The sequence below is a fragment of the Pseudomonas sp. p106 genome, assembly GCF_003936645.1.
GTDB lineage: Bacteria > Pseudomonadota > Gammaproteobacteria > Pseudomonadales > Pseudomonadaceae > Aquipseudomonas > Aquipseudomonas putida_E.
The window spans coordinates 112877-132786 of the sequence record NZ_RHQR01000008.1 but is presented as its reverse complement, the minus strand read 5'-3'; the positions used below and the strand labels follow the sequence as shown (position 1 = coordinate 132786).

The window sequence follows — 19910 nt, the reverse complement described above, 5'->3', positions numbered from 1 at the left end:
AGGCCCTTCACCCGCTGCCTTGGGGCACCGGAGTACCCGAGAGCACACCGGATGAGCCCTCGAAAGTCTTGTCCAGGTGGATGCCCTGCGGCCCGATACGCAACTCATGCAGCGCGGGGTCGTGATGGCTGTCACGCACCTTGAGCACAGACAACATGCGCCGCAGTTGCGAATCCAGTTCGACAAAACGCATCAGCAAGAGGTTATCGACGATGCTCGACAGGTCGGGGGCCGGGGCGGTGATTTCCGAGCCGAAGAGGTCGCGCATCTCCCAGGTGAGCATGACGCTGATATCGCGTGCGCGCAGCTCGCCAGTCAAGGCGCGGAAGAACGCGTTGAGCCGTGCAGGATCAGTTGCCAGGCGGCTGAATGCGCCCAGGCTGTCTATCAGGACACGCTTGCTGCCCTGCTGCTGAACTTGTTCCAGCAGGCGCGCACCAACCTGGTCGAGCAAACCCTCGGTAGTCGGCTGCCAGCTCAGTTGCAAAGCACCTTGCCGTTCCAGCGCGGCGAAATCGTAACCCAAGGAGGTGGCCTTCAGGCGTAACCTTGCAGGTGTTTCATAGAAGCCAAAATGCAGCGCGGGGCTCTGGGCAGTTGCTGCGCCAAGAAAGGCCAGGCCCAGTGACGTCTTGCCAACGCCCGAGGGGCCCATCAACAAACTGACCGAGCCACTGGCCAGCCCGCCCCCCAGCATTTCATCCAGCGTGGATACGCCCGTGGTCACCTGGCTCAGCGTGGCCGAGCCCAGCTGGCTGGGGTGGCTGTACAGCGCCTCCAGGCGCGGATACACATGGATCCCGGCCTCGTCGATCAGGCATTCATGGCGCCCGGACAGCGCCCCACTACCCCGCGTTTTGCGCAGTTGCACATGGCGCACGGCGCGGCTGCCCAGCAGTTGTTCGCCCAGTTCGATCACGCCATCGACCATGGTGTGCTCGGGGCTGCCTTCATCGAGCCGGGCACTGGTCAGCAGCAGCACGGTACAGCCGGCAAAAGCGGCATGCCCCTGCAATTCGGAAACGAACTTCTTGGTGTCCAGTGCCGTTTCCGCGCGGACCCGGGCGTTGAGCACGCCGTCAACGATCAGCAGGCTGGCTTGCTGCCGGCCGATTTCCTGGCGGAGCAATTTGACCACCGCATCGAGCCCCTCTTGTTCAAGGGTATCGAAGGCGCTGACGAATTGGACCTGGTCACCGATCAGCGTCGAGTCGAAGAACCTCAAGGTCGCCAGGTACTGAAAAAGCCGTTCATGGGACTCGCTGAGCAAGGTGGCAACCAATACTCGGCCGCCGTTGCGCACATGACCACAGGCCAATTGGTTGGCGAGAATGGTCTTGCCGGCGCCAGGCGGCCCCTGAACGATATATGAGCCACCTGCGACCAGGCCGCCCTTGAGTAGGGCGTCGAGCCCTTCGATCCCCGTCAACAGCCGCTTGAGTGCCTGAACCATGAGGATTACCTGTGGAGTTGAGGGGCCGCAGCGCGCTCCGACGTCGGCAGGTAAAGGCGTATGCAGGTGCCCTTGCCGACCGTGCTCTGCACAGTGATTGCGCCGTTGCTTTGCTTGGCAAAGCCGTAGGCCTGACTGAGCCCAAGGCCTGTACCCTTGCCAAAAGGCTTGGTGGTGAAAAATGGCTCGAAGATGCGTGGCAGTACTTGGGGGTCGATGCCAGCACCGGTGTCGCGCACTTCAAAGCACACGAACGGGCCGTGCAGCCCGTCCACTTCGCCCGTCAGCACCACAGCATCAAGCGCAATGCAGATCGCACCCCGCTCGCCAATTGCATCGCGGGCATTGAACAGCAAATTGAGCAATACCATCTGTAACTGCCCGGCATCCACTTCGATCACGGGCAAGTCAGGTTGCAGGTGCTCCTGCAACTCGACATCGCTCGGCAAGGCGTGCTCCAGCAAACTGCGCGTCGAAGCCAGCACAGTGGCGGGTGCGACCATCGTGACATCCATCTGCCGATGCCGAGCGAACGTCAGCAGTTGCTGAGTCAGCTGGGTACCACGCCGGCCCGCATCCACGATGTGCTCCAGCATACGCTGCACACGCGCCGGGTCCTGGCTATTGAGTGCCAACTTGGCCGAACTCATGATGATAGTGAGCAGGTTGTTGAAATCATGCGCCAACCCACCGGTCAACTGGCCCAGCGCCTCGAGCTTTTGCGCCTGGAACAGTTGGGCGCGGATGGCGTCCAGTTGCAGTGCCGATTCGCGCCGGTCTGTAATATCGCGCGTGACCTTGGCCAGGCCAATGATGTGCCCCAGATCATCGCGGATCACATCGAGGGCGGCCAACGCCCAGAATTGAGTACCGTCCTTGCGTACCCGCCAGCCCTCATCCTGCGCCACGCCCAGTTCAAGGGCTTGCTTGAGCAAATAGTCAGGACGCCCTTCGGCGCAGTCCTGGGGGGTGAAGAACAGCGAGAAATGCCGGCCTATAACTTCGTCAGCACGGTAACCCTTGATCCGCTCGGCGCCTGCATTCCACGACACCACATGGCCAGAGGGGTCGAGCATGTAGATGGCATAGTCCACCACAGCCTGCACCAACTGCTCGTAGCGGTTGGCGGTCATAACAGGCGAGGCGATGCAGTCGGCTGAAACCATGCAAACTCCACAGGCACAGCGGTTGGGCGGCAATGAGTTCGGCCAGAGTAGCCCCCAAGCATGGGCGGACGATGCACCCGTCAGCACGGTGAGGACAGGCTTGGGACATGGATGCAGCACTCATTGGATCCAGTCAGGAACGGCACAGTGGCCTAATGACAGTAAGGTGTCAATCGCCTGTGCCAAAGCCACCCCACTTCTTAGATCATAGGCGCTATAGTTGACTCAACTATAACAATGGGTTATAAAGCGCGCTTGATTGCCAGGGCCTTCTGCTTAGAAGCGTGCCGGCATCAAGCGTGCGAGTGTGGTGGAATTGGTATACACAGCAGACTTAAAATCTGTCGGCGTGAGCCTTGCGGGTTCGAGTCCCGCCACTCGCACCATACTTCCAGGAAAGGCGCCCTTGCGGCGCCTTTTTGCTGCCCGGCGGAAATTCGCCATGCAACTGCTAAAGTGGAGCTTGTCTGCATCCTCTGGAATGCCACCATGCGCTACTCCCTGTTCGCTGGCCAACGCGACGTGATCATCCTGATCGCCCGTGTGCTATTGATGATCCTCTTCGTCATTTCCGGCTGGGCGAAGCTGACCGGCTTCGATGGCACGGTCGGCTACATGACCTCGCTGGGCGCCCCCGCGCCCATGGTTGCCGCAGCGATCGCCGTGATCATGGAGTTCTTCGTCGCCATCATCCTGATCCTCGGCTTCTACACCCGCCCGCTGGCCTTCCTGTTCGCCCTGTTCGTGCTGGGCACCGCGCTGATCGGACATCCATTCTGGAACATGGTCGACCCTGAACGGGCCGCCAACATGACCCAGTTCCTAAAAAACCTGAGCATTGTTGGCGGCTTGCTGCTCCTGGCGGTGAGCGGCCCGGGGCGCTTCTCGCTGGACGGGCGCTGAGTCAGTCGTCCAGGTCGTCGTGCCAGGCTGGGTGGTCGCACTCGTCGTCATCGAGGTCATCCAGCAACGCATCATCCTGCTCGACTTCATCCTCGGCACCCTGAGCGTCCGCTTCGGGTTCGAAGCCGTCGTAGAGGAATTCGTGGTCGAGCAGGTGATCGTGTTCGGGCTCGTGCAGGTCGTCTTCGTCGCGCATGATCGCTCCTGGGAAAGTGGCACGCCTGTATAAGCGCATCGGGTGGCATGGTCAATGGATGGGGGGTTAATGCTGACTTAACCGGTAGCCTTCATCCTGCAAGCTCTCCCTTCAAACGTGACTTGCCCGCCTTAATGGCGGGCTTTTTTTGCACTGCCCTTCATCAGTGACAGACTTCTTCGATGGAACTTCTCCCCCACCTGCCACGCTCGCAAACCTTGCAGGACCCGGAATTTTCAAGGAGAAATCTCATGGCAGTAAACATCGACAGTCTCATCATTACCACTCCGGTGCCGAAATCCGCCTCCAACCCGGTTGCCTTGGAAGTCACTGGCGCACAGGCATTGGCTAGCCTGACCCACGTCGTTGCACGCCAGAGTGACGGCTCGATACGCATGACCGCGCCGACCAAGGGTGCTTCCAGCAAGAGCACCCACCGCACACGCTGCGAATGGAAAGAAGCCGTGTATTGGTCACTGGGCAGCGCAGCGCGCCACCGCAATCACCAGACAATGACCCTGGAGAAGGTAAATCTGGCGCGAAAGGTGGTAATTGCCCAGTTGCATGTGAAAGACAATAACAGCCCGCCAATCAAGGTGTTCTGGAACAAGGGCAAAATCACTGTCGGCTTTCGTTCAGATTTTAACCAGGCCACGCCAGTCAACAGCACCGTGCTGGCCGAGGTGCCGCTAGGTACGCGTTTCGATGTGAGCATCGAGGTGAGCGAAAGTGGCGCTTGCATGGTCAGTGCAAGCAGCAATGGCCGCAGCGGCACTACGACCGCACTGCAACTGGCGCCATCCTGGGCGACGCAGACGCTGAATTTTCACGGCGGCGTCTACAACCAGGTGGACTACAGCGATGACACGCCGGCAGAGGATGCCTCGGTGTGCGTAATCAGCGTACTTGAGCTGAGCCATGAGTGAGCCAGCCATGACAGGCTGCGAACAAGCTCTTCACGAATTTATGACAAGTGCATAGGCACACTGACATTGCTTCGTACGTTCTTTAGGCCCGCCACTTGTTGGCGGGTTTTCTTTTTCTGGTGCCTTGGGGGTCGCACGACTGGCCGGGCTCGCGCGCCAAAAAGCTACTGACGGGGCTCAGACCGGAGCGTCAAGAACGGTCACCCTCACACCCGTAGCCAAAACCTCGTACTCTGTTTCAGAAATCTTTTTCACATCCCCCCCAGCCTGCATTTCGAAATGCTTCAAACCCTCATGCCGAACCATGCCGTGCGGCGAGCGCTCAACGGTTTCATCTTGATAAATGTTGATCACGTACCGCACGTTGTCCGTGCCGACACCGATGATTTTTCCGACATATTTATCTGCCATGTCCGCATCTCCTTCATTACCTCACCGTAGCGGGTGCTTGTTGATCAAGCCACCCTGCTGAGGGATGCAGCCGACTTTCAGACAATCGGGCGCCGCAGCGCCCAACAAGCTCACGCACGACCCTTGGTCAACTTTTTGTACTAATCAGTACATTCCATGGGTAAAATCCACTCCGACTGGCAATTGCCCTACAAACCTACGATCTGGTCATGGAGTGTATTGAGACGATGCAAACGGATTCAAATCGCCTGATGACCGCTCTGGAGCACAAGATGCTGCTTGAGCATTTCAGCATCAGCGCTACCCGGATTGAGGAGCAACTGAAATACATCGTTTGCGGGCAATCCACATCAGGCGAACTAGAGGTGCTGCTTGGCCCATATGAGAATTGCGAGAGCCTGGGTGACCTGAGATTGCTCAGGTGGGTGTTTGTCTACACGGAGGGGGCCCTGGGCCTGAGCGACCCTCAGGTACTTACGGTGGCAATCGACGCAAAGGGCTGCGTAACTGATTTTGCCCTCGTCTAGCGTGCTGACCTGATCGGAGAATCCCTTTCCTCTTGGAATAACGCACTTACCCACTCGACAAATACGCGCACATTGGGGGACAGGCGCCGGCGATCCGGAAACAGCACGGAAACGGTCTTCGGCTCGACTGGAACATCCGGCAGAGCCTCCACCAGGCGCCCGCTATCGATGTATCGCTGCAACGCCGGGCGCAACCCCTGCACCATCCCGATCCCCGCCAGCGCGCAGCAGAGTAACGCCCCGGCATTGTCGACGACGATGGCGCTGCGCATCTTTACACTGATCATTTTACCGTTGCCCCTGAATCGCCAAGGCATGATCTGGCGGCGCTGCTCAACCATGAAGTTGACTGCCAGGTGCGCCTGTAAATCATCCAGCGTGCCGGGTAAACCATGTTTCTGTACGTAGGCGGGAGCCGCGCAGGTCACCAAAGCAACCTCGCCGATACGTTTGGCAACCAGGCTCGAATCATCCAGATCACCGAGCCGCACGGAACAATCGATGCCTTGCGCGATAAGGTCGTTCAGATTGTCAGAGGTTGCCAGAGATATTTCCAGGCCAGGGTAGCGATCCATGAACTCGGGCAATCGCGGGATTATCACCGCCTGGCCGAGTACGGTCTGCATGTCGATCCTGAGCTTGCCTCGCGGCGGGCGGGTCGGCGAAAACCAGTCCAGCGTGTCCGCTAGCTCAGCGAGTAATTTCAGGCTTCGTTCATAGAACTCATCGCCAGCGGGCGTAGTGTTCACCCTGCGCGTGGTGCGGTGTAACAGCTGAACGCCCAATTCGTGCTCAAGATTCTGGATGAGCTTGGAGAGTGCCGGGCGATGCACATTGAGCGCCTCGGCCGCTTTGGTATAGCTGCCATGCTCAACAACTGCCACGAACATTTGCATGGCTTCGATCAGGTTCATCGCGATCTTCCAGTTACCTGTGCATTGGGCCAGACGTACTCTGCACTAAGGACGATAGCGAAGCCAGGCGCCTCTCTCATACACCAAAACAAAATATGCCATCACTGCTTGGTAGCAAGCAGCGATGGCATACCGCAGCCTGGCTGACGGCCGCAGGATGCTATTCAGTCAACCACGACGACGATCTTGCCGATCTGCGCATTCGACTCCATTCGGCGGTGTGCTGCCGCAATTTCATTGAGCGGGAAGACCTGGTCGATGACGGGCTTGAGCTGACCACCTGCCAAGCCTTTGCCAACGAATGCCTTGGCATTGGCCAGCTTTTGAATATCTGTGGTGATTTCGAACAGCTCGTAGCCGCGCACGGTCAGGTGTTTGCCAAGAATGTCGAAGACCGGAACCGGGATATCGCGATGATCGAGAGCGCCGTACTGGAAGAAGATCCCGGTATTGGCCATGGATTTGATCAACTTGGTTGCCTCGGGGCCACCAACGGGGTCGAAAACAATACGCGCGCCTTCGCCCTCGGTGATCGCGGCCACCTCGGCAATCAAATCCGATTCCTGGGTGGCGATTACATATTTTGCACCAACATCCAGCAACGCCTGGCGCTTGGCACTTGTGCGAGTAAGGGCCACCGGGATGGCGCCTAGCATGTTGGCGATCTGGATCGCTGCCAGGCCGACACTGCTCGACGCAGCCGGGATGAGCACGGTTTCGCCAGCCTTTAGATTGCCGTACTCAACCAGGGCGCCGTATGCAGTGACAAACATCATCCAGCTGGCCGCTGCCTCCACGAAGCTGAGGTTGGACGGATGCTTGACGACAGCATGCGCGGGCGCATTGACCACCTCGCCATACATGCCGTAATCAGCGAATGAGAACGACGGCACGACGCTAACTACATCACCTGGAACAACGTCGCTGACGTCACTACCAACCGCGCGGACAATCCCGGCCGCTTCATAGCCGAGCTTCGCCGGGAACTGCGGATCAATCACGTACTGCCCAGTGCGGTACATGATTTCCGCACGGTTCAAGCCGATAGCTTTTACTTCGATCTGAACCTCGCCGCTTTTCGGCGCGGGTACAGCGACTTCATCGAGAATCAGAACATCAGCGTCACCGGTACGGTGAAAGTGAACGACCTTGGGCATGGCACACCTCATTAACGGCTAGGGATAACGGTTCCTTCTGGAAGTCGCGCCCATGCTACCCACCCGCTTGCCTGGGATAGAGAGCTGTTCGGCTCATAAATTGGTACTCAACAAGAACCAATCCCTGGCCGGTCAGCGAATAGAAAGGGCGCGCAGGGCGCATCGAAAGTGAGCCGACCGGCCGTGACCTGCTCATTGAAACACTGCTTGAACGCCGCAAGCTCCAGGGCGTGCGCGACTCTCGGCTCATCACCGACGGCTCCGGGCCTGCGAATGAGAAGATCACCAAGCGAGTTTATCGTCGCGTCAGCGAGGTGGTCAGCCCAACCAAGTAACGGTCTGATGCGCAAACGATGCCTTGTGATGCGGAAACGATCAGGTTTTCTAGCGCGCAAAGAAAAACCCCGCAGACGTTAATCTGCGGGGCTTTCGAATGTGGAGGCCGAGGTCGGAATCGAACCGGCGTAGACGGATTTGCAATCCGGAGCATAACCACTTTGCTACTCGGCCTCAAAGTTCGGATCTAGTTGCTTGCGCTTCTATCTCCTTGAAACGTAGAACCTTTTTCAAAGTTTGCTGCGTTTCGATGGGCGCCATTATGTCTGCATTCCGCCAACCTTGCAACCCCCTGAACAGAAAAAATATTCAAGGGGTTCAAGGTGTTAGCGCAAGCGGCCAAGTTTGCTCCACAACCCCACCACGGCGTTCTCCAACGCACCGCTCGCCGCCATGCCGATTCGCTCCTGCAAGCTTTTGCGTTCGGCATAGTGCACATGGAACAGGTTAGCGTTGCGAGCACGCTCGCTGAGGTACTCGTCGCTGGTCTGCAACTGGTCCACCAGCTTGCGGTTTAGCGCGGCAACACCCAGCCAGACTTCGCCGGTGGCTACTTCGTCGATGTGCAACTGCGGGCGGTAGCGGGCGACGAAGTCCTTGAACAGCTGGTGGGTGATGTCCAGGTCTTCCTGGAACTTCTCGCGCCCCTTCTCGGTGTTCTCGCCGAACACGGTCAGGGTGCGCTTGTACTCGCCGGCAGTCAGCACTTCGAAATCGATATTGTGCTTTTTCAGCAGACGGTTGACGTTCGGCAACTGCGCGACCACGCCGATCGAACCGAGCACGGCAAACGGCGCACTGACGATTTTCTCGCCGATACAGGCCATCATGTAACCACCGCTGGCGGCCACCTTGTCGATGCACACGGTCAGCGGGATGCCGGCCTGGCGGATACGCGCCAGTTGCGAGGCCGCAAGGCCGTAGCTGTGTACCAGGCCGCCACCGCTTTCCAGGCGCAGCACCACTTCGTCACGTGGCGTGGCGAGGGTCAGCAGTGCCGTGATTTCGTTGCGCAGGCTTTCGGTGGCGGACGCCTTGATGTCGCCATCGAAGTCGAGCACGAACACCCGGTCCTTCTCTTCGGCCTTGCCTTTTTTCTGCTGTTTTTCCGCTTTGGCCTGCTGCTTGCGCAGGGCTTTGAGCTGGGCCTTGTCGAGCAAGCCGGATTCCAGCCGCTCGCGCAGCTCTTTATAGAACTCGTTGAGACGGGTGACCTGCAACTGCCCGCCAGCCTTGCGCCGCCCCTTGCCGCGCAAGCCGGCGATGGCAGACAGCACCACCAGGATGGCAATCACCAGGGTGGCGGTTTTAGCGAGAAAGCTTGCGTATTCGGCAAGAAACTCCACGTTGACTCCTTATGAACCTGCGCCTGTACGGCGCGAAACTGTAGCAAGCATACCGGTGCGTCCGTGGCGCTGCCAGCTGCGGTAAACGCTGGCAACACAGTTCAAACGACCTTTTCAAACGCTTGTATGTTTTTCGTTGACAGCCCGTGTGGCGCATCCTAACCTCGCAGCAACCTTCAAGCGGCCGGATACCTTCGTGGGCAACCTCTACCTCATCCGACATGGCCAAGCCTCATTCGGTGCCGACGACTATGACGTCCTGTCGCCGGTGGGTGTGCGGCAAAGCCAGGCACTGGGTGAACACCTCGCCCGGCTGGACCTGCGCCTGGACCGATGCGTGGCGGGTGACCTGCGCCGCCAGCAAGACACTGCGCGGCTGGCACTGCAGGCACTGCAGGGTAATGGCTGCGCAGTGCCCGCCATTGAGACCGACCCTGCGTTCAATGAGTTCGATGCCGACGGTGTTATCCGTGCCCTGCTGCCCGGCCTGCTGACCGAAGAGCCGCAGGCCCTGCACATCCTGCGCAATGGCGCGCAGAACCGCAGCGAATTCCAGCGTCTGTTCGCCCTGATGGTGCAGCGCTGGCACGCGGGCGAACATGCCGACGACGGCCTGGAAACCTGGCAGGCGTTCACCACGCGAGTCCAGGGTGGTTTGCAACGTGTGCTGGACAGCGCCGGCAGCGGCGACAATATCGCGGTGTTCACCTCGGGCGGCACCATTGCCGCCCTGCTTCACCTGACTACCGGAATTACCCCCAGCCAGGCCTTCGCGCTGAACTGGCAGATCATCAACACGTCGCTCAGCCAGCTGAAGTTCCGCGGCCGTGACGTGGCACTGGCTTCCTTCAACAACCAGGCCCATGTGCAGCTGTTGAAGGTGCCGGAGCTCATTACCTATAGATGAGCCCGGCCTGTTGTGTCCCTGTTAGGGACGTGAAATCACTCAATAAGGAATGCGCCATGACCTCCGTAGCTGATGCCGTGAAAAAGATGCAAGAGAAGTTCAATCCGTCTGCAGCCGAAGGCCTTGACCTGGTGTTCGGCTTCGACATCACCGACGAAGGCAAGAAATACGCCCTGATCGTCAAGGACGGCACCTGCGACCTGCAGGAAGGCGAGAACCCGGACGCCAACTGCACCCTGGTCATGGACAGCGAAACCCTCAAAGGCATCGTCAGTGGCGAGACCGACGGCATGCAGGCGTTCATGGGCGGCAAGCTGCGCGTTGAAGGCGACATGATGCTGTCGATGAAGCTCAGCGAGCTGTTCCCTTCCTGAGTGATGGGCGCACCGCGCGAGACGAAAACCGAAGCCTGACCGGCTTCGGTTTTTTTTTGCCCGCCAGTGTGCATTCGGTGCAGTGATCGGCCGGCAACACCCAAACCTATATGGCATCTGGCACGCTTGTACCAGCGCATCGAGGCCATTAGATTAGCCAATAATCCTTGCGATCGATAATAAGGTAAACGCATGACGCTCACCGACCAGTCCACCCAGGTACGCCCCGGCGAAGAACTCGACGCGGCCGTCATCGACCCTTACCTCAAGGCCAATATCGCGGGCCTTGAAGGCGCACCGCGCATCAGCCAGTTCCCCGGGGGGGCTTCCAACCTGACCTACCTGGTCGCTTACCCAGGCCGTGAGTTCGTGCTGCGGCGCCCGCCTTTTGGCCAGAAAGCCAAGTCGGCCCACGACATGGGCCGGGAGTTCCGCATCCTCAACCAGCTCAACAGCGGCTTCCCTTACTGCCCCAAGGCCTACACCCACTGCACCGATGAAACCCTGATCGGCGGCGAGTTCTATGTAATGGAGCGGGTAAACGGCATCATCCTGCGTTCGGACATTCCCGCCGAACTGAACCTGGATGCCACCCGTACCGAGGCCCTGTGCAAAAGCTTTATCGACCGCCTGGTAGAGCTGCACCAGGTCGACTACCAAAGCTGCGGCCTCGCCGACCTGGGCAAGCCTGAAGGCTACGTGCAGCGCCAGATCGAAGGCTGGACCGGCCGCTACGAAAAGGCCCTGACACCCGATGCGCCGCGCTGGGAGCAGGTCATTGCCTGGCTGCGTGAAAAGATGCCGGCCGACCACCCTCGCCCAGGCATCGTGCACAACGACTACCGCTTCGATAACGTGATCCTCGATGCTGAAAACCCCATGCGCATCATTGGCGTGCTGGACTGGGAGATGGCCACGATCGGCGACCCACTGATGGACCTGGGCAACAGCCTGGCCTACTGGATCGAGGCAGGCGACCCGGCGCCGGTGCAATTGATGCGACGCCAGCCGAGCAATGCCCCCGGCATGCTGACCCGCCGCCAGTTCGTCGATTACTACGCCGAGCGTGCGGGCATACGCCTGGACAACTTCGATTACTACTATTGCTATGGGCTGTTCCGCCTGGCGGGCATCGTGCAGCAGATCTACTACCGCTTCTACCACGGCCAGACCCAGGACAAGCGCTTCGCCCAGTTCATCCACATGAACCGGCTGCTGGAGCAGATGAGCTTGCAGGTAATGGCCAAGTCCACGCTCTGACGACAGACAACAAGGAAAACAGCATGTCCAAGACCCACCTGTTCGACCTCGATGGCAAGATCGCTTTCGTCTCCGGCGCCAGCCGTGGCATTGGCGAAGCCATCGCGCACCTGCTGGCCCAGCAAGGCGCCCATGTGATCGTTTCCAGCCGCAAGCTGGAGGGCTGTCAGCAGGTGGCCGATGCGATCATCGCCGCAGGCGGCAAGGCCACTGCAGTGGCCTGCCACATCGGTGAACTGGAACAGATCCAGCAGGTGTTCGCCAGTATCCGCGAACAGTTCGGGCGCCTGGACGTGCTGGTCAACAACGCCGCCACCAACCCGCAGTTCTGCAATGTGCTGGACACCGACGCAGGTGCGTTCCAGAAGACCGTCGACGTCAATATCCGCGGCTATTTCTTCATGTCGGTCGAAGCCGGCAAGCTGATGCGTGAAAACGGCGCTGGCAGCATCATCAACGTGGCGTCGATCAATGGGGTTTCACCGGGCCACTTCCAAGGTATCTACTCGGTGACCAAGGCAGCGGTGATCAACATGACCAAGGTCTTCGCCAAGGAATGCGCGCAATTCGGCATCCGCTGCAATGCCTTGCTGCCGGGCCTGACCGACACCAAATTCGCGTCGGCGCTGGTGAAAAACGATGCAATCCTCAACGCCGCACTGCAGCAGATCCCGCTCAAACGCGTGGCCGACCCCAAGGAAATGGCCGGCGCCGTGCTGTACCTGGCCAGCGATGCCTCCAGCTACACCACCGGCACCGCACTCAATGTCGACGGTGGTTACCTGTCCTGATCAAGCCTTGATCGCCTGCAGGGTGTAACTCAGCGGCAAGCGCTCGGGCTGCAGGTGCAGGCGCCATTCGCCGTCGGCGCCTTTGTCCATCTGCCCGGGTAACGCCTCCCAGGGGATGCTCTGGTGCTCGACCAAGGCCGTCAGTTGCAGCCCTTGCGCCAGCAAGGCACTGATGACTTCACCCAGGCCATGGTTCCACTCATGGGTTTCGGTCTGGGTGAGGCGTTGATCGCTGTCGACGTAGGTCTGGTCGCTGTGCCAAACCGTCGGTGCTTCTTGTTCGAAGTAGGGATACTCCAGTTGCAGCCGGTCCTGGTGGTCTTCATTGACGGCCATCAGCATCGGGTGCCCATCGCGCAGAAACAGCCGTCCGCCAGGTTTGAGCAAGGCCGCCACTGCACGGGCCCAAGGCTCGATGCGCGGTAGCCAGCACAATGCACCGATACCGGTGTAGACCAGGTCGAAGGTGCCTGCCTGCAGTGCCTGATCGGCCTGATAGACATCGGCTTCTACGTAGTCGATGGCCGTATTGCAACGCCCGGCAAGGCGCCGCGCCTGCATCAGCGAAGCTGCCGAATAGTCCAGGCCGCAGACCAGCGCGCCTAACCGCGCCAGCGACAAGGTGTCGGTGCCGATATGGCATTGCAGATGAGCTGTGCGCAGGCCTCGAATATCGCCAAGGCGTGGCAAGTCGAAGCGTACGGTCTCGGAAAGGTGCGCGGGCTGCTGGACCAGCAGCTCGACCTCGTAGTCCTTCGAGGCGGCATGCAGCGGCGCGCGCTCATCCCAGCTGGCGTGGTTGAGTTGATGCGATCGGTCCATGATTGTACGTCCTTGTTATTTGAGTTGCGGTCCCCGGCCCCTTGGCGGGCTTGCCAGCGAGGCGCCGGCAAAGCCCCCAATAGCTCCAAGCGTTACAGGCAGGTGGCCGCCGCCGCCCGCCGCTGCAACGCCACGCCGTCGTTCTTCTGCGCGTAGTAATCCACCCGCGTGCCACCCGCCTGCGGGTAGACATCCACGAATGACTCCGCTTCGCGGGTATACACCGTCAGCCCACCTTGCTTGCGCGGCTCCAGGTAGCCACTGGCGTCGTCCCCGAACACATCCTCCTTCTGCCAACTGAACTGGATGCATTGGGCCACCCGCTCCGGCGCCTTTTGCGAGTCGAGCTGTGCAGTCGGCTTGCCGCCACGGGCCGTATCCATGGTTGCAGAAGCGCAACCGACCAATACCAGCGCCGCAGCCATCGGCAGAATTGCTCGCATGTTCCATCCTCGGGGCAAAAAAGAAAGCGACTCTAGCACTGCGCAGCATTGCGAGTGAATTGTCACACGGGGGCTGTTGTCGCAGATAAGGCATGCCGCCAACAGGAGATTGTCATGAAAGTACCTCGTCTTTTGCCTTCACTGCTACTCGCCGCCCTGCCCTGCCTGCCAATGATGGCGTCAGCCGCACCCTCGGCTGAAGAGAGCGTTACCGCACCAGAAACTCACAACCGCGAACTCAAAGTGGGCGACAAGGCCCCCGACCAGTACAAACGCGACGAAGAAGCCTTGACCGACTGGAAGGCCAAGGGCCTGCCAGCACCGGAGAAAGAAAGCCACTGGGTACGCATGGGCGACCACTATGTGCTGGTGCAGATCACCAATGGCGTTGTGCTGGCCATACACCCGGCGTCCTGACTCAACCGGCAGCGGTCAACGCCGCCATGTGCACCGTGTTGCGCCCGGCTGCCTTGGCCTGATACAGCGCCGCGTCAGCCTGGGCGAGCAGGCTCGCGGTAGTGTCGTGCGGGCCAGGCACGCCGCACCACAGCCCCACGCTGAAGCGCAGCGTGATCTGGTCACCGGCAAAGTGCGCCGGGCTGAGGGCAATGGCCTCCCTCAGGCCCTGCAAGGCTGCCATCGCGCCGTCACGATCGGTGCGTGGCAACAGCAGCAGAAACTCCTCCCCCCCATAGCGGCCAAGACTGTCGCCGTTGCGCAGGCGCTGCTCCAACTGACGCACGCAATGGCACAACACCTCGTCACCGGCCAAGTGCCCATACAGGTCATTGATACGCTTGAAATGGTCGAGGTCGATCATCGCCACGGCCAAGCTGCTGCGTTCGCCACGGGCGCGGTCCAGCTCGCAGGCAAAGCGCTCCAGAATCGCCCGCCGGTTGTAGGTACCCGTCAGCACATCGCGCAAGGCCAGGTGCTTAAGGCGTGATTCGCTGCGCTCCTTGGCCATCAGCACCAGGCCGATGGAGTACATCATCACCGTTACCGTACCGATGGCGACGGAAATGCTCTGCTTGAGGTTGCTGGTGTCGTAGCGCATTTCCACGGCCGTGCCATTGACCACTGCAAGCGCACGCATGCCCAGCCCGACCAGGCTGACAATGGCGCCAATCTGCAGCAACAGGTGCGCCCTGCCCGGCCGTTCGACGTGGCGCCGCACCCAGTACAGGATCAACGTGCACTGCAGCATCAGCACCAGCGTCGCCAGCAGCATGCGCGGCTCCACGGTGTCGAGCAGCAGCATCAGGCCCACCAGCATGCAGGCGGGAATGATGAAGACCTGCCGCCACGGCACAGCCTGCTCGCGCACGCGAAACAGGCTGGCCGAATAGAAGGCCAGGGCCAGTGAAAGCAGGCTGTTGCCCACCCCGTAGCTGAGCCACAGCGGGGCGTGCCCATAAACGGTGTAGCAAACGTAGGCCAACGCGTGGGCGAGCAAACCGCAAGCGGTAAGCCAGAGGTTGTCTTGGCGATTGGACTGGCCGACCAGCAACAGGCAGAACGCCAGGATGGTCGCGACCAGTGCAACGGCGGCGAACAGCGTGGGTGTATGGGCGATCATCATGATTCACCGTGTGGCAGATGGCCGTCTTCGTTGCGACCTGTGCCAAGTCTAAGCGCCCAGCCGCAGTCGAGCCATGACCGAGCGGGACAGAACAGCAGCCGGCAGGCACGCCACTCGTCGTCACTGCGGCAAAAAATTGCCCGCCCAGGAAACCAAACGGATCGATCACAGTCTCAGCAAGTGTCCCGTAAACCTATGCGGATCAAGGACCTATATCGTGATGACCCGCCTTGCAAGCCTTTCTCTGATTGCCGCTTTTCTGTTAGTTGCCGGCTGCCACCATCATCGCTACCACGATGATGACGGCGGATGGCGCGATGGCGACCGCGACCACCGTCACCATCAGCGGCATGACCGCGACGATAACGATCGCCGCCACCGTGACCACGACTACCGCTGACACGTCTTTGCAACCCACTCTTAACCTGATGAATCTCCGAGGCTCCCTATCATGCGTCTGACTTTGCCTTCCCTTGCCCTTGGCCTGCTGCTGTGCCAAGGCGCTTTCGCCGGTGACGGTACCGCCGCCATCGGCGGTGGCCTGGGTGGCGTCCTGGGTAATGTTGTCGGCCAACAGCTCGGCGGCAGCACTGGTGCAGCTGTCGGCGCAGGCCTTGGCGGCGCCGCCGGCAGCGCGGTGGCTGCGCGCAAGGGCAACCGCACCGAAGCCGCCATCGGCGGTGGCCTGGGCTCGGCAGGCGGTTCGCTGTTGGGCGGCAAGGTCGGCGGCTCGACCGGCTCGACCATCGGTGCCGGCCTGGGCGGCGCGGCGGGTGGTGCGATTGGCAACCACCTGGGTGACAACAACGGCAAGAAGCACCGCCGCCACCGTCACTGATTCAGCGCAGCCTGCAGGGGCCAGCTTGCCGGCTCCTGCATCGATCACCCAGTCTCCCGCCGCCTTAACAAGGCAAACCCTCTCCCCGCTGACCCTCATCAACACCCTCTTCACCACAAGCTGCCACACTGACTGCTACTGTCTTTCGTGCCCCCTTGAGTGAAGGAACACCCCCGCCCCATGAACCAGGAACTGCTCTGGGTCCTCGGCCTGCTGGCTGTCGTCATCATGCTCTTTGTCATCAACCGACCACGCATGGACGTCGTCGCGCTGCTGGTGATTCTCGCCCTGCCACTGTCGGGCATCCTCACCGTGGAGCAGGCCCTGGCCGGCTTCAGCGACCCCAACGTGGTATTGATTGCTGCCTTGTTCGTGATCGGCGAAGGGCTGGTGCGTACCGGCATCGCTTATCGCATCGGCGAATGGATGAGCGACCGGGCAGGCAACAGCGAGGCGCGCCTGCTGGTGTTGCTGATGGTGTCAGTGGCCGGGCTGGGCTCGGTGATGAGTTCGACGGGCGTGGTCGCGATCTTCATCCCGGTGGTGCTGAGCATCGCTGCACGCCTGCAGATTTCGCCAAGCCGCCTGATGATGCCGCTGAGCTTCGCCGGCCTGATCAGTGGCATGCTCAGCCTGGTGGCCACACCACCCAACGTGGTGGTGCACAGCGAACTGGTACGCCAAGGCGAGCAAGGTTTCAGCTTCTTCAGTTTCACGCCGTTCGGCCTGGTGGTGCTGGTGCTGGGGATTGGCTACATGCTGCTGACACGCCACTGGCTCAACGGCGAAGTACGCAAGGACGGCCGGGTGGAGAGCCGCCGCACCCTGCTCGACCTGGTACTGGACTACAAGCTCAACGGCCGGGAGCGGCGGCTACGTATTCGGGCGCAATCGCCGTTGATCGGCCATACCCTCGGGGAGCTTGAGCTGCGCACCCGGCATGGCGCCAACGTGATCGGTATCGAGCGCCAGCACAAGTTCACCACGCGGGTGATCGCCGCCGATTCGAGCACCGTCCTGCAGCAGGGTGACGTGCTGCTGCTCGACCTGTTCGCCAATCGCGATGACCTGCGCAGCCTGTGTCAAACCATGCAACTGGAACCTCTTCATTTCAAGGCCGCTTATTTCATCGACCAGTCCCAGGAGTTGGGCATGGCCGAAGTGTCCCTGCCCCACGGCTCGCAACTGATCGGCAAAAGCATCCTGGACCTTGCCTTTCGTACCCGCTACGGCCTCAACGTGGTTGGCTTGCGCCGTGAGCAGACGGCGATCGACGAGCGCCTGGTGGAAGAGCCTCTGCGCCTTGGCGACACGCTGCTTGTTGTCGGCCCCTGGAAAGCGGTGCGGCAGCTGCAAAGCCAGCCAAAGGATTTCCTGGTACTGAGCTTGCCTGCCGAGATCGACCAAGTGGCACCAGCCCGTACCCGGGCACCCTATGCCCTGATCAGCCTGGCGGTGATGGTCGGGCTGATGGTCAGCGGCGTGGTACCCAATGTGATCGCCGCGTTGATCGGCTGCCTGCTGATGGGGGCCGGGCGCTGCATCGACATGAACAGCGCCTACCGCGCCGTTCACTGGCCAAGCCTGATATTGATCGTCGGCATGCTGCCCTTCGCCCAGGCGCTGCAGCAGACCGGGGGTATCGACCTGGCAGTGGGCGGGCTGGTCAGCCTGCTGGGCGGCGCCGGGCCGATCGCCATGCTCGCCTGCCTGTTCACGGTCACAGCGGTGATCGGCCTGTTCATCTCCAACACCGCCACCGCCGTGCTGATGGCGCCCGTTGCCATCAGCACGGCAACACAGCTGGGCCTCTCGCCCTATCCGTTCGCCATGACTGTGGCCTTGGCGGCATCCGCGGCGTTCATGACCCCGGTTTCCTCACCGGTGAATACCTTGGTGCTCGGCCCGGGCCAGTACCGCTTTGCCGACTTCGTCAAGGTGGGCGTGCCCTTCACAGTGCTGGTGATGCTGGTGACGGTACTGATGGTGCCATGGTTCCACGGTTTATGACGCCAGAGGATATTGGCCATTATCCTGCGCGATCTCGGCAGATTGACATTGAGTGGCCTGCGCAAACAAACTGGGGTGTTATTGCCCCAGGTGCCCACAGCCGTTGTCCTGGATTTCGTCTCCGCTTGTCGGTCGAGCCTATGGTTTTTCCAGCCCAGTCGCGCTTGTTGCCCTATTTCGCCGTGTTCGGCCTGACCTTCGCCCTGACCCTGGGCGGCATCCTGGCACGGCCAATCGAATCCTTGTCCCTGTTCTGGCCCGTCAATGCAGTGCTGGCCGGTGTGCTGTTGCGCTACCCGCGCCACGCCACCCCGGTGAGTTTCACCCTGGCCTGGCTGGCCATGATCGCCGCCGACCTGGCATGCGGCAGCGCCTGGCGCTCGGCGCTGTGGCTCAACCTGTGCAACCTGAGCGTAGTGGTGACGGTGTGGCTCTTGCTGTCACGCTTACCGCGCCTGCACCGGCGCATGCGCAGCCCGCAGGGAGTGCTCAGCGTATTCGGTGCCTGCGCGGCCGGTGCCATGGTGGCGGCTTGCATGGCCTGCGTGGTGGCTGCCCCGTGGTTCGAGCAATCGCTGCGCACCACCTGGCTGGCGTGGTTCAGCGAGCAGTTCTCGACCGCAGTGCTGGTGCTGCCGGTGCTGCTGACGGCGCCATCGGCGCGCGCGCTGGTCCGCAGTGGAGCCCAGGCCGTAAGCCTGCCCCCCTTGCTGGTGCTGCTGGCCTCGCTGGTCTTCAGTATCGCCTTCGGCGGGCCGGGGGCCATTGCCTTCCCGATCGCAGCACTGCTGTGGTGCGCGTGGACCTACTCACCGTTTCTGGTTTCATTGCTGACACTGACTACCGGCAGTACGCTGATCGTTGCGGTGGCGCAGAACCTGATGCATTTCAGCGTGCCGCAAAGCGAGCTTGGGGTCACCACATTGATGTCGGCCCGCCTGGGCATCGCCATGCTGGTGCTCGGGCCGCTGGTGGTTTCTTGCGTCAGCCAGGCCAACCGTAGCCTGCTGGCGCGCCTGGCGCATCAGGCCACCATCGATCACCTGACCGGAGCACTGACCCGCAGCGCCTTCACCCGCCGCGCCAATGCCCTGCTCGACAGCCGCCAGCAACATGCCCAGGCATTGCCGCTGACCTTGATGATGCTCGACATCGACCATTTCAAGTCGATCAACGATCGCCATGGCCACGCCGTAGGCGACCAGGTGCTGCGCCAGTTCGCCCACACCCTGCAAGACCAGTTGCATGAAGGCGAGCTGCTGGCGCGCATGGGCGGTGAAGAGTTTGTAATCCTGCTGCCGGGCCTCGCGCCAGACCGGGCCAACTTCACCGCTGAGCGCTTGCGCAGAGCGGTCCAGGACCTACACCTGGCGCAGGGCGACGAGCGCCTGCAGATCACCGTCAGCATCGGCCTGGACGGCTGCGCCGGGCACGAGCCGGCGCCAGGTCTGGACGAGCTGTTGGCCCGTGCGGACCAGGCGCTGTACCGCGCCAAGGCCCACGGCCGCAACCGTGTCGAACTGGCAAAGGCACAGGGCGCCGGGTAAT

Annotated in this window: 22 protein-coding genes and 2 tRNA genes; 13 read left to right on the top strand and 11 right to left on the bottom strand. The window is 61.0% G+C overall.

Features of this window, described 5'->3' with window-relative positions; translation table 11 throughout:
* Nucleotides 1–7: 7 nt before the first annotated feature.
* Both EGJ09_RS12725 and EGJ09_RS12720 read right to left on the bottom strand, forming a co-directional pair.
* A complete protein-coding gene (locus tag EGJ09_RS12725; protein ID WP_115274396.1) occupies nucleotides 8–1453 on the bottom strand; it encodes an ATPase domain-containing protein in 1446 nt (481 codons plus the stop codon).
* Nucleotides 1454–1458: 5 nt separating this feature from the next.
* Nucleotides 1459–2619 carry a nitrogen regulation protein NR(II) gene (locus tag EGJ09_RS12720; protein ID WP_115274395.1) on the bottom strand — a complete coding sequence of 387 codons (1161 nt, stop codon included), beginning with the start codon at nucleotides 2617–2619 and terminating at the stop codon, nucleotides 1459–1461.
* 301 nt (nucleotides 2620–2920) lie between these two features.
* Between EGJ09_RS12720 and EGJ09_RS12715 the strand changes: the two genes are divergently transcribed.
* Nucleotides 2921–3005, top strand: a tRNA-Leu gene (locus EGJ09_RS12715).
* Nucleotides 3006–3108: 103 nt separating this feature from the next.
* Complete coding sequence (locus EGJ09_RS12710; RefSeq protein WP_115274394.1) at nucleotides 3109–3522, top strand: DoxX family protein; 414 nt, start codon at nucleotides 3109–3111, stop codon at nucleotides 3520–3522.
* A 1-nt stretch (nucleotide 3523) separates the two neighbouring features.
* Here EGJ09_RS12710 and EGJ09_RS12705 read toward each other — a convergent pair whose 3' ends face one another.
* On the bottom strand, nucleotides 3524–3718 hold the full coding sequence (locus EGJ09_RS12705) for a hypothetical protein (RefSeq protein WP_046785728.1): 195 nt from the start codon (nucleotides 3716–3718) through the stop codon (nucleotides 3524–3526).
* A 251-nt stretch (nucleotides 3719–3969) separates the two neighbouring features.
* Here EGJ09_RS12705 and EGJ09_RS12700 point away from each other — a divergent pair, with 251 nt between their 5' ends.
* Nucleotides 3970–4644, top strand: a complete 675-nt coding sequence (locus EGJ09_RS12700; protein WP_125923980.1) for a polysaccharide lyase family 7 protein — start codon at nucleotides 3970–3972, stop codon at nucleotides 4642–4644.
* Nucleotides 4645–4821: 177 nt separating this feature from the next.
* Here the strand turns inward: EGJ09_RS12700 and EGJ09_RS12695 are convergent, their stop codons facing one another.
* Entirely contained in the window at nucleotides 4822–5055 is a 234-nt protein-coding gene (locus EGJ09_RS12695) for a hypothetical protein (protein WP_046785726.1), read from the bottom strand.
* 227 nt (nucleotides 5056–5282) lie between these two features.
* On the opposite strand from EGJ09_RS12695, the gene EGJ09_RS12690 reads away from it, so the two are divergent.
* Entirely contained in the window at nucleotides 5283–5582 is a 300-nt protein-coding gene (locus tag EGJ09_RS12690) for a hypothetical protein (RefSeq protein WP_125923978.1), read from the top strand.
* Here EGJ09_RS12690 and EGJ09_RS12685 read toward each other — a convergent pair.
* The 4 genes from EGJ09_RS12685 to sohB all read right to left on the bottom strand — a co-directional run bounded on the left by EGJ09_RS12685 (nucleotide 5579) and on the right by sohB (nucleotide 9335).
* Nucleotides 5579–6496: a LysR family transcriptional regulator gene (locus tag EGJ09_RS12685; protein WP_125923976.1), complete on the bottom strand. Its 918-nt coding sequence runs from the start codon at nucleotides 6494–6496 to the stop codon at nucleotides 5579–5581. The genes EGJ09_RS12690 and EGJ09_RS12685 overlap by 4 nt on opposite strands.
* 164 nt (nucleotides 6497–6660) lie before the next feature.
* Entirely contained in the window at nucleotides 6661–7653 is a 993-nt protein-coding gene (locus tag EGJ09_RS12680; RefSeq protein WP_125923974.1) for a zinc-dependent alcohol dehydrogenase family protein, read from the bottom strand.
* A 436-nt stretch (nucleotides 7654–8089) separates the two neighbouring features.
* A tRNA-Cys gene (locus EGJ09_RS12675) sits at nucleotides 8090–8163 on the bottom strand.
* A gap of 152 nt (nucleotides 8164–8315) precedes the next feature.
* Nucleotides 8316–9335 carry a protease SohB gene (gene sohB, locus EGJ09_RS12670; RefSeq protein WP_125923972.1) on the bottom strand — a complete coding sequence of 340 codons (1020 nt, stop codon included), beginning with the start codon at nucleotides 9333–9335 and terminating at the stop codon, nucleotides 8316–8318.
* Between the two features lie 196 nt (nucleotides 9336–9531).
* Here sohB and EGJ09_RS12665 point away from each other — a divergent pair, with 196 nt between their 5' ends.
* The 4 genes from EGJ09_RS12665 to EGJ09_RS12650 all read left to right on the top strand — a co-directional run bounded on the left by EGJ09_RS12665 (nucleotide 9532) and on the right by EGJ09_RS12650 (nucleotide 12667).
* Nucleotides 9532–10242, top strand: a complete 711-nt coding sequence (locus EGJ09_RS12665; RefSeq protein WP_125923970.1) for a histidine phosphatase family protein — start codon at nucleotides 9532–9534, stop codon at nucleotides 10240–10242.
* Between the two features lie 56 nt (nucleotides 10243–10298).
* Nucleotides 10299–10616, top strand: coding sequence for an SCP2 sterol-binding domain-containing protein (locus EGJ09_RS12660; protein ID WP_039601984.1), 318 nt, complete (start codon nucleotides 10299–10301; stop codon nucleotides 10614–10616).
* A 192-nt stretch (nucleotides 10617–10808) separates the two neighbouring features.
* Nucleotides 10809–11876, top strand: a complete 1068-nt coding sequence (locus EGJ09_RS12655) for a phosphotransferase family protein (RefSeq protein WP_046785721.1) — start codon at nucleotides 10809–10811, stop codon at nucleotides 11874–11876.
* Nucleotides 11877–11899: 23 nt separating this feature from the next.
* The gene (locus EGJ09_RS12650; protein ID WP_046785720.1) at nucleotides 11900–12667 is read left to right on the top strand and encodes an SDR family oxidoreductase; all 768 of its coding nucleotides are present in this window, start codon (nucleotides 11900–11902) and stop codon (nucleotides 12665–12667) included.
* On the opposite strand, the gene EGJ09_RS12645 is transcribed toward EGJ09_RS12650, so the two are convergent.
* Together EGJ09_RS12645 and EGJ09_RS12640 are read right to left on the bottom strand one after the other, a co-directional pair.
* Nucleotides 12668–13489, bottom strand: coding sequence for a bifunctional 2-polyprenyl-6-hydroxyphenol methylase/3-demethylubiquinol 3-O-methyltransferase UbiG (locus EGJ09_RS12645; protein ID WP_125923968.1), 822 nt, complete (start codon nucleotides 13487–13489; stop codon nucleotides 12668–12670). It abuts the gene before it with no gap.
* A 92-nt stretch (nucleotides 13490–13581) separates the two neighbouring features.
* On the bottom strand, nucleotides 13582–13932 hold the full coding sequence (locus EGJ09_RS12640) for a hypothetical protein (protein WP_125923966.1): 351 nt from the start codon (nucleotides 13930–13932) through the stop codon (nucleotides 13582–13584).
* Nucleotides 13933–14046: 114 nt separating this feature from the next.
* Between EGJ09_RS12640 and EGJ09_RS12635 the strand changes: the two genes are divergently transcribed.
* Nucleotides 14047–14349: an RcnB family protein gene (locus tag EGJ09_RS12635; RefSeq protein WP_046785718.1), complete on the top strand. Its 303-nt coding sequence runs from the start codon at nucleotides 14047–14049 to the stop codon at nucleotides 14347–14349.
* 1 nt (nucleotide 14350) lies between these two features.
* On the opposite strand, the gene EGJ09_RS12630 is transcribed toward EGJ09_RS12635, so the two are convergent.
* Nucleotides 14351–15511: a GGDEF domain-containing protein gene (locus tag EGJ09_RS12630; RefSeq protein ID WP_125924084.1), complete on the bottom strand. Its 1161-nt coding sequence runs from the start codon at nucleotides 15509–15511 to the stop codon at nucleotides 14351–14353.
* Nucleotides 15512–15734: 223 nt separating this feature from the next.
* On the opposite strand from EGJ09_RS12630, the gene EGJ09_RS26915 reads away from it, so the two are divergent.
* The 4 genes from EGJ09_RS26915 to EGJ09_RS12610 all read left to right on the top strand — a co-directional run bounded on the left by EGJ09_RS26915 (nucleotide 15735) and on the right by EGJ09_RS12610 (nucleotide 19909).
* Nucleotides 15735–15914 (top strand): hypothetical protein, encoded by a 180-nt coding sequence (locus EGJ09_RS26915; RefSeq protein ID WP_080516485.1) that lies wholly within the window; start codon nucleotides 15735–15737, stop codon nucleotides 15912–15914.
* Nucleotides 15915–15965: 51 nt separating this feature from the next.
* Entirely contained in the window at nucleotides 15966–16352 is a 387-nt protein-coding gene (locus EGJ09_RS12620; RefSeq protein ID WP_039604046.1) for a glycine zipper domain-containing protein, read from the top strand.
* 180 nt (nucleotides 16353–16532) lie between these two features.
* Entirely contained in the window at nucleotides 16533–18362 is a 1830-nt protein-coding gene (locus EGJ09_RS12615; RefSeq protein WP_125923964.1) for an SLC13 family permease, read from the top strand.
* A gap of 125 nt (nucleotides 18363–18487) precedes the next feature.
* Complete coding sequence (locus EGJ09_RS12610) at nucleotides 18488–19909, top strand: GGDEF domain-containing protein (RefSeq protein ID WP_125923962.1); 1422 nt, start codon at nucleotides 18488–18490, stop codon at nucleotides 19907–19909.
* The last annotated feature ends 1 nt before the right edge of the window (nucleotide 19910 follow it).

Coding starts and splice junctions, on each gene's coding strand:
- EGJ09_RS12725 (WP_115274396.1), bottom strand. CDS start 1,453: ATGGTTCAGGCACTCAAGCGGCTGTTGACGGGGATCGAAGGGCTCGAC.
- EGJ09_RS12720 (WP_115274395.1), bottom strand. CDS start 2,619: ATGGTTTCAGCCGACTGCATCGCCTCGCCTGTTATGACCGCCAACCGC.
- EGJ09_RS12710 (WP_115274394.1), top strand. CDS start 3,109: ATGCGCTACTCCCTGTTCGCTGGCCAACGCGACGTGATCATCCTGATC.
- EGJ09_RS12705 (WP_046785728.1), bottom strand. CDS start 3,718: ATGCGCGACGAAGACGACCTGCACGAGCCCGAACACGATCACCTGCTC.
- EGJ09_RS12700 (WP_125923980.1), top strand. CDS start 3,970: ATGGCAGTAAACATCGACAGTCTCATCATTACCACTCCGGTGCCGAAA.
- EGJ09_RS12695 (WP_046785726.1), bottom strand. CDS start 5,055: ATGGCAGATAAATATGTCGGAAAAATCATCGGTGTCGGCACGGACAAC.
- EGJ09_RS12690 (WP_125923978.1), top strand. CDS start 5,283: ATGCAAACGGATTCAAATCGCCTGATGACCGCTCTGGAGCACAAGATG.
- EGJ09_RS12685 (WP_125923976.1), bottom strand. CDS start 6,496: ATGAACCTGATCGAAGCCATGCAAATGTTCGTGGCAGTTGTTGAGCAT.
- EGJ09_RS12680 (WP_125923974.1), bottom strand. CDS start 7,653: ATGCCCAAGGTCGTTCACTTTCACCGTACCGGTGACGCTGATGTTCTG.
- EGJ09_RS12660 (WP_039601984.1), top strand. CDS start 10,299: ATGACCTCCGTAGCTGATGCCGTGAAAAAGATGCAAGAGAAGTTCAAT.
- EGJ09_RS12655 (WP_046785721.1), top strand. CDS start 10,809: ATGACGCTCACCGACCAGTCCACCCAGGTACGCCCCGGCGAAGAACTC.
- EGJ09_RS12650 (WP_046785720.1), top strand. CDS start 11,900: ATGTCCAAGACCCACCTGTTCGACCTCGATGGCAAGATCGCTTTCGTC.
- EGJ09_RS12645 (WP_125923968.1), bottom strand. CDS start 13,489: ATGGACCGATCGCATCAACTCAACCACGCCAGCTGGGATGAGCGCGCG.
- EGJ09_RS12640 (WP_125923966.1), bottom strand. CDS start 13,932: ATGCGAGCAATTCTGCCGATGGCTGCGGCGCTGGTATTGGTCGGTTGC.
- EGJ09_RS12635 (WP_046785718.1), top strand. CDS start 14,047: ATGAAAGTACCTCGTCTTTTGCCTTCACTGCTACTCGCCGCCCTGCCC.
- EGJ09_RS12630 (WP_125924084.1), bottom strand. CDS start 15,511: ATGATCGCCCATACACCCACGCTGTTCGCCGCCGTTGCACTGGTCGCG.
- EGJ09_RS26915 (WP_080516485.1), top strand. CDS start 15,735: ATGACCCGCCTTGCAAGCCTTTCTCTGATTGCCGCTTTTCTGTTAGTT.
- EGJ09_RS12620 (WP_039604046.1), top strand. CDS start 15,966: ATGCGTCTGACTTTGCCTTCCCTTGCCCTTGGCCTGCTGCTGTGCCAA.
- EGJ09_RS12615 (WP_125923964.1), top strand. CDS start 16,533: ATGAACCAGGAACTGCTCTGGGTCCTCGGCCTGCTGGCTGTCGTCATC.